Source organism: Rhizobium sp. BK491 (assembly GCF_014194925.1).
In the GTDB taxonomy this organism is placed as follows: domain Bacteria; phylum Pseudomonadota; class Alphaproteobacteria; order Rhizobiales; family Rhizobiaceae; genus Rhizobium.
Map to the genome: position 1 here is coordinate 813036 of NZ_JACIAR010000001.1, position 15222 is coordinate 828257.

Annotated in this window: 23 protein-coding genes and 1 pseudogene; 11 read left to right on the forward strand and 13 right to left on the reverse strand. The window is 55.3% G+C overall.

The genetic code is table 11. The annotated features are described in order from the left end of the window. The first annotated feature begins 191 nt into the window (after window positions 1–191). Window positions 192–1448 carry an AGE family epimerase/isomerase gene (locus FHX05_RS04010; RefSeq protein WP_183870734.1) on the forward strand — a complete coding sequence of 419 codons (1257 nt, stop codon included), beginning with the start codon at window positions 192–194 and terminating at the stop codon, window positions 1446–1448. Between the two features lie 45 nt (window positions 1449–1493). On the opposite strand, the gene FHX05_RS04015 is transcribed toward FHX05_RS04010, so the two are convergent. After that, entirely contained in the window at window positions 1494–1982 is a 489-nt protein-coding gene (locus FHX05_RS04015) for a heme-degrading domain-containing protein (RefSeq protein ID WP_112334401.1), read from the reverse strand. A gap of 190 nt (window positions 1983–2172) precedes the next feature. Here FHX05_RS04015 and FHX05_RS04020 point away from each other — a divergent pair, with 190 nt between their 5' ends. The 3 genes from FHX05_RS04020 (at window position 2173) to FHX05_RS04030 (ending at window position 4081) form a co-directional block, all read left to right on the forward strand. After that, entirely contained in the window at window positions 2173–3141 is a 969-nt protein-coding gene (locus FHX05_RS04020; RefSeq protein WP_183870735.1) for a polysaccharide lyase, read from the forward strand. A gap of 131 nt (window positions 3142–3272) precedes the next feature. Further along, window positions 3273–3569, forward strand: a complete 297-nt coding sequence (locus tag FHX05_RS04025; protein ID WP_183870736.1) for a hypothetical protein — start codon at window positions 3273–3275, stop codon at window positions 3567–3569. A gap of 305 nt (window positions 3570–3874) precedes the next feature. After that, window positions 3875–4081 carry a hypothetical protein gene (locus tag FHX05_RS04030; RefSeq protein WP_183870737.1) on the forward strand — a complete coding sequence of 69 codons (207 nt, stop codon included), beginning with the start codon at window positions 3875–3877 and terminating at the stop codon, window positions 4079–4081. A 90-nt stretch (window positions 4082–4171) separates the two neighbouring features. On the opposite strand, the gene FHX05_RS04035 is transcribed toward FHX05_RS04030, so the two are convergent. The 8 genes from FHX05_RS04035 to FHX05_RS04070 form a co-directional block, all read right to left on the reverse strand. After that, window positions 4172–5050, reverse strand: a complete 879-nt coding sequence (locus FHX05_RS04035) for a sugar phosphate isomerase/epimerase family protein (RefSeq protein ID WP_183871180.1) — start codon at window positions 5048–5050, stop codon at window positions 4172–4174. A gap of 91 nt (window positions 5051–5141) precedes the next feature. After that, window positions 5142–5471, reverse strand: a complete 330-nt coding sequence (locus FHX05_RS04040; protein WP_112334396.1) for a hypothetical protein — start codon at window positions 5469–5471, stop codon at window positions 5142–5144. Between the two features lie 74 nt (window positions 5472–5545). Further along, entirely contained in the window at window positions 5546–5797 is a 252-nt protein-coding gene (locus FHX05_RS04045; RefSeq protein WP_183870738.1) for a hypothetical protein, read from the reverse strand. Window positions 5798–5943: 146 nt separating this feature from the next. Further along, window positions 5944–6576, reverse strand: a complete 633-nt coding sequence (locus FHX05_RS04050; RefSeq protein WP_183870739.1) for a hypothetical protein — start codon at window positions 6574–6576, stop codon at window positions 5944–5946. Between the two features lie 26 nt (window positions 6577–6602). After that, a complete protein-coding gene (locus FHX05_RS04055; protein WP_183870740.1) occupies window positions 6603–7268 on the reverse strand; it encodes a DUF4376 domain-containing protein in 666 nt (221 codons plus the stop codon). An 18-nt stretch (window positions 7269–7286) separates the two neighbouring features. Next, window positions 7287–7706, reverse strand: coding sequence for a hypothetical protein (locus FHX05_RS04060; RefSeq protein WP_183870741.1), 420 nt, complete (start codon window positions 7704–7706; stop codon window positions 7287–7289). Next, window positions 7696–8118 (reverse strand): hypothetical protein, encoded by a 423-nt coding sequence (locus FHX05_RS04065; RefSeq protein ID WP_183870742.1) that lies wholly within the window; start codon window positions 8116–8118, stop codon window positions 7696–7698. The genes FHX05_RS04060 and FHX05_RS04065 overlap by 11 nt, the downstream gene beginning before the upstream one ends. A 4-nt stretch (window positions 8119–8122) precedes the next feature. Beyond that, window positions 8123–8950 carry a hypothetical protein gene (locus FHX05_RS04070; RefSeq protein ID WP_246698835.1) on the reverse strand — a complete coding sequence of 276 codons (828 nt, stop codon included), beginning with the start codon at window positions 8948–8950 and terminating at the stop codon, window positions 8123–8125. Window positions 8951–9013: 63 nt separating this feature from the next. Here FHX05_RS04070 and FHX05_RS04075 point away from each other — a divergent pair, with 63 nt between their 5' ends. From FHX05_RS04075 to FHX05_RS04085, 3 genes and pseudogenes are all read left to right on the forward strand, one after another. Next, window positions 9014–9424, forward strand: a complete 411-nt coding sequence (locus tag FHX05_RS04075; RefSeq protein WP_183870743.1) for a hypothetical protein — start codon at window positions 9014–9016, stop codon at window positions 9422–9424. A 105-nt stretch (window positions 9425–9529) separates the two neighbouring features. Continuing rightward, the gene (locus FHX05_RS04080) at window positions 9530–9970 is read left to right on the forward strand and encodes a hypothetical protein (protein ID WP_210294800.1); all 441 of its coding nucleotides are present in this window, start codon (window positions 9530–9532) and stop codon (window positions 9968–9970) included. 156 nt (window positions 9971–10126) lie between these two features. Beyond that, window positions 10127–10699 (forward strand): annotated as a pseudogene (locus tag FHX05_RS04085) (transposase); the annotation flags it as partial. On the opposite strand, the gene FHX05_RS04090 reads toward FHX05_RS04085, so the two are convergent. Continuing rightward, window positions 10696–10986, reverse strand: coding sequence for a hypothetical protein (locus tag FHX05_RS04090; protein WP_183870745.1), 291 nt, complete (start codon window positions 10984–10986; stop codon window positions 10696–10698). The pseudogene FHX05_RS04085 and the gene FHX05_RS04090 sit on opposite strands and share 4 nt — an antisense overlap. 262 nt (window positions 10987–11248) lie before the next feature. Between FHX05_RS04090 and FHX05_RS04095 the strand changes: the two genes are divergently transcribed. The 4 genes from FHX05_RS04095 to FHX05_RS04110 all read left to right on the forward strand — a co-directional run bounded on the left by FHX05_RS04095 (window position 11249) and on the right by FHX05_RS04110 (window position 13873). Continuing rightward, window positions 11249–11716, forward strand: coding sequence for a hypothetical protein (locus tag FHX05_RS04095; RefSeq protein ID WP_183870746.1), 468 nt, complete (start codon window positions 11249–11251; stop codon window positions 11714–11716). A gap of 104 nt (window positions 11717–11820) precedes the next feature. Continuing rightward, a complete protein-coding gene (locus tag FHX05_RS04100) occupies window positions 11821–12510 on the forward strand; it encodes a transposase (RefSeq protein ID WP_183870747.1) in 690 nt (229 codons plus the stop codon). A gap of 225 nt (window positions 12511–12735) precedes the next feature. After that, window positions 12736–13188, forward strand: coding sequence for a hypothetical protein (locus FHX05_RS04105; RefSeq protein ID WP_183870748.1), 453 nt, complete (start codon window positions 12736–12738; stop codon window positions 13186–13188). Window positions 13189–13459: 271 nt separating this feature from the next. Continuing rightward, complete coding sequence (locus FHX05_RS04110; protein ID WP_183870749.1) at window positions 13460–13873, forward strand: hypothetical protein; 414 nt, start codon at window positions 13460–13462, stop codon at window positions 13871–13873. A gap of 47 nt (window positions 13874–13920) precedes the next feature. Here FHX05_RS04110 and FHX05_RS30305 read toward each other — a convergent pair whose 3' ends face one another. From FHX05_RS30305 to FHX05_RS04125, 3 genes are all read right to left on the reverse strand, one after another. Beyond that, a complete protein-coding gene (locus tag FHX05_RS30305) occupies window positions 13921–14226 on the reverse strand; it encodes a hypothetical protein (RefSeq protein ID WP_183870750.1) in 306 nt (101 codons plus the stop codon). Between the two features lie 23 nt (window positions 14227–14249). Next, the gene (locus FHX05_RS04120) at window positions 14250–14651 is read right to left on the reverse strand and encodes a hypothetical protein (RefSeq protein ID WP_183709578.1); all 402 of its coding nucleotides are present in this window, start codon (window positions 14649–14651) and stop codon (window positions 14250–14252) included. An 83-nt stretch (window positions 14652–14734) separates the two neighbouring features. Next, window positions 14735–15220: a hypothetical protein gene (locus tag FHX05_RS04125; protein ID WP_183870751.1), complete on the reverse strand. Its 486-nt coding sequence runs from the start codon at window positions 15218–15220 to the stop codon at window positions 14735–14737. Window positions 15221–15222 lie beyond the last annotated feature (2 nt).

A 15222-nucleotide genomic window follows, 5' to 3' on the forward strand; every position in this document is an offset into this window, starting at 1 on the left:
TACGCTCATGTTCTCTGCAGCGCAAGCGCGCATCTTCTATAGCTGTGTTCTTTCAGGAAAAGCAGACCGGGCGAATTGCCGACCGACCATGGACAACGCGAGGGTAACGACACAGCTTCATCCCATAACGCCATGACAGCGCTTTCGGACGGCGCTATACGGCTTCTGGAAGAGAATCCTAGGAGGACGGCATGAACATACAGATTGAACCCACAGCGCTCGGAAATTGGAGCACCCGCGCCTATCACAGGCGCTGGTTGCTCGATCAGGCCGATGCGCTTTTCAATTTCTTCCAGTACCGCGCCGTCAATCCCAAAGGCGGCTTCCACGACATGGATGATGCCGGCAAACCGTTGGATAAGGTAAATCCCGTACGCGGCATTCATTCGACCGCCCGCATGGTGCACTGCTTCTCGATCGGGTCGTTGCTCGGTCGTCCCGGTGCAAACGAAATTGTCGATCACGGCATGAACTATCTATGGAAGCATCATCGCGACACCGAGCATGGCGGCTACTTTTGGTCGCTGAACAATGACGGCCCCGTCGATTCCAGCAAACAGGGCTATGGCCACGCTTTCGTGCTGCTTGCTGCCTCATCCGCAAAGACGATCGGCCATCCACTGGCCGATGGCATGTTGGCAGACGTCACGGAAATTCTGAATACTAAGTTCTGGGAAGCAAAGCACGGGGCGATCGCCGAGGAATTCAATCGGGATTGGTCCTTGATCGACGGTGGCACCTATCGCGGCCAGAACTCCAACATGCACCTGACGGAAGCGCTGATGGCTGCTTTCGAAGCGACCGGCGACAAGACATATCTCGAAAAAGCAGAAAGTATCGCCGATCTCGTCATTCGCCGTTCGGCGGGGTCCGTCGGCTGGCGCGTTGCCGAACACTTCAACGCCGATTGGGTGCTCGATAAGAATTACCGCGGCAATGAGATGTTTCGCCCGTCGGGTACGACACCAGGGCATTGGCTGGAATGGGCGCGTCTGATCTTGCAGCTTTGGGCGCTTGGGGAAAAGCGGCACGACTGGATGCCGGAAGCAGCCAAGGGCCTCTTCTCTCAGTCCATGTCACTCGGCTGGGACAATGAGAAGAGCGGATTCTTCTATACACTTGATTGGGAAGATGTGCCTGCAAAGCGCAACAAGCTTTGGTGGCCTGCCTGCGAGGGGGCTGGTGCCGCTCATTACCTGAACGAACACGTCCCGAGCGATTTTCACGAAGAAAGCTACCGCAGGATCTGGAGCGTGATCGGCCAAGCCTTCATCGATCGCGTCAATGGCGGCTGGCATGAAGAGCTGACGGAAGATCTCATTCCGGCTCATACGCTGTTTCCTGGCAAGGGCGATATCTATCATGCCTTGCAGGCCTGCCTCATCCCCCTTTTCCCGGCTAAGGGCAGCCTGACCAAGGTTATCGCCGAGGCCGGCGGCAAGATCTGAGATCAGCAGCGGCGCCTGCTCGACTGGCGGCGCCGCTTCGCCCCTCTATGCGAGGCTGAGATTGTGAAGCTCGTGGCCGAGAGTGAGAGCCAGGGCTTCGACAACAAGATTGTGATCTTCCCGCTGCGGCAGACCTGAAACGGTGACGGCGCCAACGCACCCCGTGCCGTTGACAAAAATGGGGAAACTACCGCCAGATGCGGCATATTCCGCGCTTGAAAGCCCGTTGTCCTCGATCGTCTTACCCTGCTGCTGTAGCCGCAACGTACTGGCGTAGCTACTGCGGAAGTAACGCAGCACCATATTGCGCTTCCGACGAATCCAATTGGAATTATCAGGTGTCGAGCCGGGCAAGGCTATGTAGAAAACCGGCATGGAATGTAGGGTGATATCGATGGCAACGCCCATGTTGCGCTCGCTGGCGAGGTCGCGCAACAACTTGCCGAGCACCCAAGCGGTCGAAAGGTCAAAAGCATCGAAACGCAGCATTTCCTCTTGCAGCTCGATGCGGGCGAGATCCTGGTCGATCGTCATGGAAACCTTCTCTAAAAATTGTATTCGCCTATGAAACGCGGAGAGAACGATTTGTCCATCTATCTCTTCCGCATTTCGAAACCAAGCTGCCATCACCCGGCCTTGAAGGCTAGCGCTGTTGCTTGCTTGCAGGAAGCGAACAGGTCATTGATAAAGCTCTATGAATGTCCCGCCAGAGGAATACTCCAGCATGAATGCAAAATATGCGCTGCCCGCCATACTGGCCTGCACCTGTGCCACAACATCGGCTCTGGCCGACAGTCCAGCGCAATTAGTGCTGCGAGACGGTTTCGACGGCAAGGATTTCGCTCGATCTGGGCACCTTTACTATCGCGATAATGCTGAACAAAAGGCAGGAACGATCGAATTTCAATCAGACGTAAAACGTACCGGCGCGGGAGCCTTGAAGCTGAGCGTCCGGCCATTCTGCGCGCCGGATAAAACAAATTGCAGCGAAAGGGCCGAGATCTGGGAGCGCACTAAATATCGCGTGCCATACAATCAGGGAGTTTGGTACGGTTTCGCTGTAAAGTTCGCCGACCCCATACCTTCTGGCGACCATCGCTACCTCATTGCTCAATGGAAGCGGGAAATCGGGCCGAAAGCCGAAGGGGACTTCAGTCCCTTTCTCGCGCTGCGGCTCAATAATGGGAAGCTCTTCGCGACTGTGGAAACCAACTACGTTGCGCCCATCAAGAACCAGGAGCCTGGAAACAAAGGCAACGTCTGCAATAATGAAGAGGCGCCGGTCTGGTTTCGTCCCGATACCAATCAGATGCGCGCATTGGTGGCTACGGATAACAATTGGGACGAATCCGACGGACAAGAATTTACAGGCTGCACAGACGCGATCAAAGTCATAAATCGTGGAAACAAGTTGCCGATGCCTGCATCAGGCTGGATCGATTTTGCCATTTACAGCAAACCAGGCCCGGATGGCTCGGGTCATATCGAGATATTTGCCAACAATAAATGGATCGTTACTGTCACCGGCCATATAGGACATGCGGATCATGGGTTGGGAAAAAACCAATATTTCAAGTTTGGGCCATATCGCGCCGCGGATACCACCATATGGACACTTTACTATGATGATTTCCGCCGCTCACCCCGCTGTGCCGATGTACTAGCGGATCCCAAGCTTTGCCCTATGAAGTGAAAAGGCTGCTGAGAATGTACAACTCCATAGCAATACGGCCGCGCGCATTGCGAGAGCGCAGTTTTTTTGAGAAGTGGCCGAACTTTTTCCTTTCTCGATAGTTATCCTCGTTCGTGAAGGAGGTGACCGAGATGCTTACTACCCATCGCGATTGCAAGCAGCATGTGAAGAGGAACGCGATACCCTCTTTGGGTGAAATCGAAGGCCGGGTTGCGGTCCTGGAAATTGTCGCCCAGTCGGCATTAACGCATGTGTTCGAAGAAGGCGAAGTCGATATTGACGCAGCATTGCTAGCCCAAATTCGCAGAGCCATGCATCGTAAGTGTAAGGATTTAAAGCTCGACGGAGAAGATACGGCATCGGCACTTTTATATGCCGAGGAGTTGATCGAGGCCGCGGTTAAGGCATCGCATCCCGTCCATCAATGATGCCTTCGCGGCCAAGGCTGGCATTATCCGTCTTAGTAGCGCTGGCAATTACGCTCGGCGTGGTGCTGTTGGTTGCGCCCCACGATACAGGTGACAGGCTCACTCGGTCGCTGCCACCACCCGGCGGACATCAAAATCAGCAATAATATGTCCAATAATGAGCCTATGTTATGTTAAGGCACAGAGTTTGTCCCGTATCAGGCGGCCGTTAACGTCGCGCGGTAAACTTGGTTGCAAATTTCCGAAACCAACGCAGTGTTCACTTCACCCCACAATATCAAGCTCCGACATGAATGGTGTAGTGAATGTCTATGATGATCAACACGCCGCTTTACTCCGATGATATCGACGTCCTCGCAGGTGCCCTTTTTGCATGGTGCGCCGAGCGCAGCATCAAATTGCAAAGTCAGGAAGGTCTGTCCGCAGCTAATGTGGCCATTGATCTTTATAACGCCGGTTATCAAACACAAGATCAGTTGCTTGGCGCATTACACAATTACGATTTACACTGATGTGTTGCTCGGATATCCAGCTTTATATCCAAAACTGAGCACAATTTCCCCAAGTAACGCCTCTGCAAATGTGGCGGTGGCGACCTTATTTTATGTCGATTTCTCTTCGAAGACGCTGGCGATGCAGTCTCGCTCGTCGAGGATCCCGGACCATTCATCCTGATGATAAGCGGAGTCGTAGATCAGTGTGAAAGGACCTTGATAGCCAGCGGAGTTGGAAAGCTTAATGCAGCGAACATAATCCTCCTTATCGAGGCCTGCTGCTGAATATCGTCCCTTTGCGTGACAGAGTTCGGCGCGGCCCATGATCTTCGCTAGATCCTCGTATTTGCCGGCTCGCTCCCAGTTGCCGAAATCTCCATTGAGGCCGACTGTACCGTGCAGAGTATCGAGAATTCGGTTGACCTCCGCCGGCCCTGGCAGAAGATCGAACCAATTCTCTATGACGAGGCGCACTCCCTCTGCGGCAGTCAATTCAGCCAGCCGCCGCAAATGAGTTTCGGCAAGCGTCAAAGCTGGATTCGTCGGCTGAGCCTTTCCGGCAATAACACGCATGTTTCCAGCCCCAAGAGCCGCGGCAACGTCGATCCATCCTGTCATCCATTCTGCGTCGCGCTGAGCGGTTTGCGGATTGCTCAGGTCTCCGTCTTCGACGAGCAGCGTCTGAAGCTTTACGCCGGCCTCCTCCGTGGCCTTACGAAAATCACGGAGATAGCTGGGAAGGAGACTCGGCAAATGGAAGGAACAAATCTCAAGCCGAAAGATGCTATGATCGGCGCATTGTTGCGGCACATCGATCAATTCGATCGTACCCTTCCCGTAAGTCGATTGGCGAGCTGGGTATGCTCGATCGCCAGGCTTATAGGAATAGGTGGCGCCGAGCGCCCGGTGCAAGGACCAGGTTGAAACCGCAAAACGATCCGACAAATCAACCACAAGGCGCCCCCATTCCCTTTGGTGAAAGGTAATCAAGACATAGTCTCAACTGCGCGGATATCAATCCAAAAATGCTAAGACTCCCCTCTTGTTGCGGCAACTCTATTCCCATAAGAAATCGTCGCTAAGTCCTTTCATGCCCTCCCTTAACCCATCTGGAAATGGCGTCAAAAAGCAGGTCGGCAATCCACATGGCGCATACGCCAACGACGAAAGCCGTGGCATTCATGGCCGCGACATCCTCTTGAGGCAAAGGCCAGTTGATAGCGCGCAGATAGAAAAGCGCCGGCTCCGTTAAATAGGTTGCAGCAAGCGCGCCGCAAATAGGCGATGCAACAATCTCTCGTGTCGTATATCGGCGCCTGGAGAGACCGCGCAGGATACCGCCGGAAAGGCCAGCAATGACAACTCCGACCTTGATGCCCAAAGCATCCAGAAATTCGTGCAACGTCATCGCTTTTCTCGATCGAATTTGGGGATTTGGAATGCCGCCGCTGCTTATTCATGGCGTGCGGCAGCTGGATGAGCTTATTTGTCAACAGGCGGCTGAGGCTTTATCAAACCCGTAATACCGTCCCGCATGATATTGATAATGATTTTCAGTATGCTCAAAGCCGCCACAGCGGCTGCGGCAAAGCCTGGACCGACGAAGGATTGCGAACACTCCAACGTGCCATCCGCAAGCTGGGTACAGCCAGTTGCCAGAAGAATAGCGATCATCGAAGCCGATAACGCAATTAATACATTGAGAATATTGTGGAACGTATTCGTATTGAACATATGTTCTCCCGTTGTATCGATAGGGGTTGTGCATCAGCGCGCGACCCCGAAGCCTTGAATTCATGGGAGGCAGCCACGAAAGGGATTTAGGAGGTCAGCACCCTTTGTATCGCCTGTATCCGGCCGCAGCCCATCGTTCTGCAAATCTATCGAGCACCCTCAATCGCCGCAGCGAACTTCCTGGCAAAGCCGGCAATATCGATTGCTCGATCCGTGCCGTTGATAATCCGGCGCGCCCCGAGCCAATCGGAACCGATAGCGTTGAAGTAATCGGCAAGCTTCCAGCCGGTGAAACGCCCGTTGATCATGCCATCAAATAGGATTTCAACTGCTTTATCAGGATCGAGAGCCCTATCCGGATCATCCGCGATGCCATACTTGGCATAATTGTCCCGACCGGTGATCTGAACGAGACCGCGCCCACGATACCGCCAACCGTCATCACTGGCTTCATCCCCGTTTCCCATCCGGTTCGCATAAGCGCGGTTGGCGATCCGCTGCGGCTGGCGGGAATAAGCGGCCGCTTGCGCCGGCGTGAAGTATTTCGGGAAGGTGGCGCGTAGGCCAGCGGCCGAATAGTTAAGGTTTTCGGAGATGGCGCACATGGAGGCGTCCGTCTCATGATAAGCGGTAGCCAACATATAGGCGAGCCAGCGGGTGTCGAAGGACTTTGACTGCCATTCGTCGAGAATGGCTTCCATGCCGTTGACTTGGTTTGTCGATAGGCGCCCGCTGAATAGCGACGGGCGCACCGCCGCGAAGAATTTCACGCGATCCATGATGAGAACTCACAATGTTTAGGGGTTCAGGTTGCCGGCGAATCGCCGTTAGACGGCCACCCGAAGGCGTCGATTTCGGCCGGCTTGGTGATGGTGCCGGCGATGATCTGCTGATTGATCTCGCCTTCGGTCGCGAAGGCTGCCTGGACGTGAGCGCCGACCGCATTGGCGATCGCCGTCATCTGCGCGGCGGTCAGCTCGACAAAGCCGCCCGAGGTTTTGAACTTCACGGTGATGTCCGGATTGGCCTGAACATAATTATAGGCTCCGGTGATCAGGGATTGGCTCGCCCGATCGGTCATGACCCGCATGCCATTGAGCACGATGCCGCCCGTTTCGACGGCGTAGCGCTTGGAGGCAGCATAAGCGTAGAGATCGACCGGAGCCGGTTCCGGAGACCAGCCGGCGACGATCGCCAGCAGGCTACCCGGCGTCTCCGGCCAATCCACGGCCGAGCCGACGAGCGCCGCTTCTTTGCTGTTCAGCTGGTCGAGAATGGCACTCTTGTCGGCGTCTTGCAGGCTCGACGTGATCTTGGCGGCAAGCGCCAACCAGAAATCCGGCACATTGTAGATCTGCTGCCGGCCGAGCCAGAAGGCAACACAGGCCATCCAGCGGTCGGCCTTGTTTTCGGTGCGGGCCGAGAGGAGTGCCTCGACCATCGGTTCATACATGCTGTCTATGCGATACATGGCAGTCCTTCCTCTTGTTTAGGCTTGGGCAAAGGCGCGCACGGCCCGCCAATCGATTTCGGCGGCAGCGCGGATTTCGGGAGCGGTTTTGGCGGCGGCAAGAGCGGCGTTCGCCGATCGGCGCAAGGCCTCGATCATCCGCGAGCCAACCTTCCAGTGCTGGTCTCGCGTTAGAATTTCAGCGGCCTTTTCAAAGCGGCTAACGCCATCCTCGGCTGCTTCGGCCGTGATATGCGGCGTTTCACCCTCGGGTACGGTGCCGCCCTGGCGCGGATCGGCAGCGATCAGCTCGGCTTCGCGAAGCTTCAGCGCATAGACCGCTTCCTGACCGGGAATGACCGTGATGAAGAGCATCCGCGCTAGCCTCACCTGTCGGTCGATGTCGGTTTGCGCCTGGATGCGCTCCAGAGAGAGATCTGCGGACACGTTAAACAGCATGAATGGTCACCTCGAAATCATGAAAGCCGGCTGCGGCGATGAAGGGAAAGCGGTGGTCGCCGCGAACGTCCGTCGTGAACTCGAAAATGCCGTCCTCGATCGCGACGATCTCGTTGGCATGAACGACCGAAGTTCCGGCCGGCACGGCAAAGCGCACGCGGTCCACGCCATCGGCCTGAATCGTATATTCGGTGATATCAAGGGCCGACCGCTTCGGAACGATCGCGCCGTCTCGCATATAGGACGTGGCATCGATATTAAGCCGATAATCGGCTGCCGGCACCTCCATGACCGCGTAGCCTTCGCCAAACAAGGTGGCGAGCTTGGGCAGCGTTTCCCGGTCACAGTGACCGCTTTGGCGGATACGGCCATCCGTGGCGAACAGAATGTAATGGACGACTGAAGACGTCATGACGCTACCTCTTGAACGCTGTTGCGATAATGTTGCTTTCGTTCCAGACGATGGTGTTGCCTGGGCAGTAGATCTGCAGCGTGTAGGTGTGAAAGCCCGCGCCGGGAGCGTCATAGAGGGCCGGAACGGCAACCAGACCGGCTGTATAGGTCGTCTGAGAGGTGCCTCCGTTTTGGCCGCCTGTGCCGCTGACGACGGTCTGAACAACGCCGAGATAATAGGTCTGGCTAAAGATCGCGGTGCCGTCGCGGAAGATGTTGCACCCGATTGGCTGGGAGTTCTGGCTGCCGCCATTCTGATTGAACTGCCCCAGCGTCATGGCGCTGATCACCACGCGGCCGTCGCCTGCGACCGTAATGCCGCAGGCGGCTAGATTGACCGTCCCGCCTGCGCCGATCGTCTGGCCGGCACCATTGCGGCCAGCCGAAACCGCAGTGACCGCGCCGCCCTGAATATTGCTGGTTCCGACCTGTAGCGTTCCGATGACGGCCGAGCTGATGTTCACAGCCCCAAGGTTGGCGGTGATCGCATCGAGGCTGTTGACAGCGATCTTGTTGGCGGTGATCGCCCCATCCACGATCAGCTCGGCCGAGACAGCACGGCGCATGACGGGTTTCGACCAGTAGCATGAGCCACCGGTTCCTGCCGTCTTCTCCACCTGAAGGAGCATGGCGAGTTTTGTATAGCCGCTCGGCACCTGGTAGCGTCCCTGTAGTCCCGCCACGGTTCCCTGCGCTCGTTTCGAGGCTCCGGACAGATTGTCAACTTCGACAATCGCTTGGGAAACGCTAGAAATAGCAACCACAAGACTTAACGTAGCAACGTCCGTCATAGGCTTTCCTTTTGTTTGAATTGTACGCTATCGTCTTATGGTTGATTCAACCGAGGGTATTTTATGCGCGTGTTTTTATTTATAGCGGCATTCATGGTCGCGAGTAGTGTCTATGCGGAGGACGCTGACCGAACAGCAGCAAGCAAAGCAGCTGAGGAGGTTGGTACGCAGGGCATAATTTACTTGGGTGTTGCGTATATTTGCCAAGACGCCATCGGCGCCTCTTTTTATGATCTTGCGCGGGAAAGAACAGTACAAGCATTTTCCTCTCTAGGCCCGATGGATAGTCCTCAAGCTATTCGCAATTCACGAGATAGAGCGGCGAATATTGTCGACGAACAAATGAAGACTTTTCGTCGTGAGCAGAAGAAGCTTCCCGCAAGAGCGGCAGAGCGTTGCCTCCAAGAGTTGCAAGCGGCCCAAAGACAGTTAGATCTGTCAATATCAAAATTCCGAATAGCCGCTCGTCGTTAAGTGACAGTTTGCGACCGGTTCGGTAATCAATATCGCAACATCTGCCACTGGTATCCCTTTCAAAACCATGCGAAATACAACCCTGCGCTTTGAATGGGGGATTTCGTGGAAAGATTGTGGAGATTGGCCGGCGCGGCTTTTTTGCTATCATTGTTGAGTAGCTGTGATCTTTTCGACGCCAAAATCGTCACAGTGTGCGAAAGCGCCCTCAAGGATAGGCTTCGGTCACCGTCCGAATACAAGCGGATCGAAATCACGCGGTCGGAGGAAGCCATTGGCCGCGCAGAATACAAAGACCTCTTCGGCAGCACAGGTTCTCCCACGCTTCAGGCGGTAACGATGGCCGATTTTGACAGCGGCGCGGTAAAGCCGGTGCGTTATACTCTTCGGATAAGTTACGACGCGCCAAACGCCTACGGTACACCAATTCGTGGCGTCTCCAGATGCGAATACGCAAGCGCATTTGGGGGCGATTCGACGGCTAGTGAGTTCACCGTCCGCATCGATGGCGACACCGACATGGAATGGCGGAAAAAGCAGCATTAACATGCAATTACGGTGACAGTACACTCTATAAGATTAGATCTGACTAAGGCACCCAATGGCCCGTCTCGCTCGTATCGTCGTTCCTGATACCCCAATCACGTCACCCAACGCGGCAACGGGCGGGCACAAACCTTCTTTTGCGATGATGACTATGCGCTCTATCGCGATCTCCTGGCTCATCATTGTCGCACCGCCGGCGTAGAGGTCTCGGGCTGGGTGTTGATGCCCAACCATGTTCACCTCATCCTCGTTCCGGCGGATGCCGACGGTATTCGCCGCGCGCTATCTCGCGTTCATCGCACCTATACCGGCCATATCCATGCAAGGCTGCGCCGGACCGGCCATTTCTGGCAGGGCCGTTTCGGTTGTGTCGCCATGGATGAAGAGCATCTGGCGGCAGCGCTCCGCTACGTCGCCCTCAATCCGGTGCGCGCTCGCCTTGTCGAGCGGGCTGCCGATTGGCGATGGTCGAGTGTCGCGGCCCAACTTGGACTGATTGAGGATGACGGCGTCACGACCACAGCACCGGTTCGCGCTCGCTTTCCCGATTTCGCCGCCCTCCTCACTGCCGGAGAAGAAGAGATGGCGTTTGCTGCGCTTCGCCGAGCAGAAAGCATCGGCCGCCCCATCGGCAACACCGACTTTTTAGACCGGCTCGAAGACCTCACCGACGCCACCCTCAAGCCGGCTCCTCGCGGCCGCAAAGCCAAGGTCGTCGTTGGGAATTAGTGCACTGTCACCGTAATTCGTAATTCTTTCAGTGAAACTACTAGCTGAGTGGACTTCCCAATTGTTTTTGCAAATGCTGTCCCAAGATCAACAATTCCTGCGCCAATTTTGGAAATCGAGCTGCCACTCAAACGACTATTGTCACTCAAAATGCCCATTGCGCGCGCAGCGGCTCCGATCGCTTTCTCTGTTCGCATTGCAGTTGCAGCCCAAGCATCTAAATAGCTCGTCGCGGCGCGCAAGTTGGACGTGTCGACCCCAACTCCCAATGTGGCAACATCGGCCATATTCTTTCCTTTTCGGTGTATCTCGTTTTAAGGGCAAACAGAGAAAAAGCGGGAATAGCAATGAACAGAAGGATGCCTCTCACGGGATTCTGCGGGCGCAAGGTCATCACAGAAACCTTAGCCGACTATGTGAGAGATCAGCGCGTCATCCAGAACATTTACAGAACGCGTCATTGACACGCTAAATCTTTGCGTGCAACATTCGCCAGAGTTGCAAATATACGATCTACCACCCAATGAACCTATCGAGCATCTTCATCCGATGAAGCCCATAACAAGCGTCATAAGCCTGATGATTGCGACATTGCTTTTAAGCGGTTGCAATGATTCAGATTCAAAAATGGTCACGGCATGCGAAACGGCTCTCAAGGAGCGTCTTTTAGCGCCGTCGTTGTATAAGCGTATTGAAATTGATGAGACAAAAATGCCTGCCGACCATGAGTCGTATGAAGCTAGGCTTGTTAAAAGAAGCCAACGCGATCCCGGCTTTACCGATGAAAGGATAAAGGATCGTCTAAGCAGATTCGATAAGGGCTTATCAAATCCCGTCCTCCTGGCCGTTTTTATTAGATACGACAGTCCAAATATCTATGGAACACCTATAAGGTATCACGCTGCGTGCGGGTATCTCGATGATCCTGAAGATCACTCAGAGCCAACAGCGTATAACGTCGAAGTTAATGGTAAAACGGACAACGAGTGGAGCGATAGCAAAGCGGCGCGCTACTAAAGCGCACCGCAGAAATCCGCTGCCTTACCTGCGCCCCGATGAATTACCGATGAATTACGGTGACAGTGCACTCAATAAACTTTCAGATCTGACCAACACAACCAATGGCCCGTCTCGCTCGTATCGTCGTCCCTGATATTCCACATCACGTCACCCAACGCGGCAACGGGCGGGCGCAAACCTTCTTTTGCGATGATGACTATGCGCTCTATCGCGATCTCCTGGCTCATCATTGTCGCACCGCCGGCGTAGAAGTCTGGGGCTGGGTGTTGATGCCCAATCATGTTCACCTCATCCTCGTTCCGGCGGATGCCGACGGTATTCGCCGCGCACTATCTCGCGTTCATCGCACCTATGCCGGCCATATCCATGCAAGGCTGCGCCGGACCGGCCATTTCTGGCAGGGCCGCTTCGGTTGTGTCGCCATGGATGAAGAGCATCTGGCGGCAGCGCTGCGCTACGTCGCCCTCAATCCGGTGCGCGCTCGCCTTGTCGAGCGGGCTGCCGATTGGCGATGGTCGAGTGTCGCGGCCCAACTTGGACTGATTGAGGATGACGGCGTCACGACCACAGCACCGGTTCGCGCTCGCTTTCCCGATTTCGCCGCCCTCCTCACTGCCGGAGAAGAAGAGATGGCGTTTGCTGCGCTTCGCCGAGCAGAAAGCATCGGCCGCCCCATCGGCAACACCGACTTTTTAGACCGGCTCGAAGACCTCACCGACGCCACCCTCAAGCCGGCTCCTCGCGGCCGCAAAGCCAAGGTCGTCGTTGGAATTAGTGCACTGTCACCGTAATTCCGTTTGCCACCTGAGCATTAGAATTCAAACTTTGAAATGCCCTAGCCAGAGCGCCGGCAGCTTTCTCGGCACGCCCGCTTACCTCCTTCAAGGCATTGATCTCTTTGGTAGCAGTACGCACTTCCGAGCCGTCAACAGAAATACCAAGGGTTGCGATGTCTGACACTGGTGTACCTTTCAAAATAATGCCAGAAATCACCCCGGATACTATTGGGGGATTTCATGAAGCTAATTTCAAATGTTGCGGCCATATCGCTTCTGTTGCCGCTTTTAAGCGGTTGCGACTTCTTTGATGCGAAAATCGTCACCATTTGCGAAGCCGCTCTGAAGCAGCGCTTGCTCTCACCTACGGAATATAAAAGGGTCGAGATCAGCCGCTCCGAGAAGATCCTTAATGGAGCGGAATATCTTGCCAGCCTCCAGGACTTGAAACTTTCAGCAGCGATCATTCAAAGAGACATGAGAGATTTCGATGCAGGCAAAGTAAAACCCGTCCAAATCAATATTTTCATCAAATATGACACGCCCAATAGTTTTGGGGTGCCGATCCGAAGTTCGGTGGACTGTGAAGATATCAGCCTTGCGGGAGATGGCTCTGGCTCCAGCAAGTTTTCAGTCAAAATCAACGGCAAAACCGAAACCGAGTGGATAGCAGCGGGCGGTCTGAGAGAATAATGGAAAAGCACACTTAGACGACTTACTTATTCGCCGCGCACTGTCTCGCGTTCATCGCAGCTATGCCGGCCATATCCATTCAAGGCTGCGCCGTACCGGCCATTTCTGGCAGGTCTTGAAGACATCTATAGAGGCTCTGATATCATCAGATATGAAAACGGTACCCAGAATTGCAATATCTCTTCACTGGTGCCCCTTTCAAAAAGATGCGAAATACAACCCCACGTATCGCCTTGGGGGATTCCATGACTCGATTTGGAGACTAAGTGCCTTGCTTTTTCTGCTGCCACTATTGAGCAGTTGCGACTTTTTCGACTCAAAGATTGTTCAGTCGTGCGAAGCAGGCCTTAAAAGGAAGCTAACGTCGCCGTCGGGATATAAGCGTATCGAGATCACACAGCATGAGTCAACTCTCAGTCGGCCAGAATACGCGGCTTATCTTGCCGATAGAGAGCAGCGCATATATGGCGGCAAGCGGGTGCTGACCGAGACGTTTTTGCGGGACTTTGACGAAGGGCGACAAAAGCCCGTTTTATTTACTCTCTATATCAACTACGATGAGCCGAATACTTACGGGACGCCCATACGGCAGATTTCAAAATGCACTTATGTCGGTAATGACGCTTCAAACGTTTTGGAACCAGATGTATCAGTGGATGGAATGACCTGGGCGGATTTGCATTGATCATATCGTCGGCAAAATCGCAGGAAGATTGTTGGAAAGCAAAATGATCACCCCGCCTCCCGCGCCCTGATCGCCTCCGTCTCCTCCTCCACCGCCTGGCAATAGCGCCCGTCCATCGCCTTCAGCACGGCGATGTCTTCCCGGCGCAGGCGGTTGCCGGTCAGCTGCAGCCAGGCCAGCATTTCCTGGTGGGAGAGCGGGGCCGGGCCGGAAAAGCCGGGAGCCTGCGCCGAACGCAGATCCCAGAACCAGTCCCAGAGCGCATGGCCGGCCTCCGGCACTTCGGCCTCCGGGCTTAAAAGCTCGAAGGCTTCGTTGCGTTCGCGCCGGGTCTCGCCATTTGTATCGCGCACGCAATCATAGCGCGCGACGATCCCTACGGCTTCTGAAAGCCCTTCGGCAAGCTCTTCATAAAATTTGCGCGGTCCTCCGAGGCGCCGGCCACCTGATCGTAGATCCAGCCGGCGTCCTCGACGACTTCGCGGGCCTTCTCGAAGGAGAGCGCGGGCTGCTCGCCCTTCCACTGCTGCTCGCCCCAGTTCCAGGAGGCGATGGCGGCGGCGGCCTTGTCGAGATATTCGGCCTCGACCTTGCTGGTCGTCAGCTTCTTCTTGCGGCTGGCGAGGAAGCGGTCGCTATGCTGGCGAACGATCTTCTTCACCTCGTTGCTCTCGGCCGAGCGGATCATGAAGGAGATGCCGAGCGGCTCCTCGGTGGCCGGATGCAGGAGCTGCAGCTCGAAGAGATCTTCGGAATTGACGAGACTGGAGATATCCAAGGAAACACCTTATCGGTTGGGACATACGAGAGTAGCCGCGCGCCGCAGGAGAGCGACGCGCGCAAGATTCCGTAAGATGGCGCTTACGGCGTGGTGACGGGATCGACGCGGATCGGCAGTTGGTTGAGGCCGATCTTGAACTTTTCCAGATCGAAATCGTCGGAGCCGCCGCCGGGATAGAGCGGGCCGGAAACGACGCCGCGCGAATAGAACACCGTATTGGTCTTGCCCTGCGGCGCGTCGTTGCGCTCGACCTTGATCGCCATATTGTTGACGTTAAGGGGATCACCGAAGGTGCGCAGGATATCCTGGCCCGGATCGTCGGCGATGGAGGCGACTTCGAGCTCCGGATCGCCGGCGTTGGAAACGCCCTTCTGCTTCTGCTGCACCGGCTCATCCAGCGTATCGTAGTGGTTGATGGTGGAGTCCGAGCCGAAATCGCCGATCTTGCCCACCTCGCCCACCTGCACCCAGGTCAGCGCGGCATAGGCCGTGGCCGTGAGATCGGTATTCTGGGGCGTCTCGCATACGTAGACTTTCGAGCCCTTCTTCGTGCTTTTGTTCGCCATGG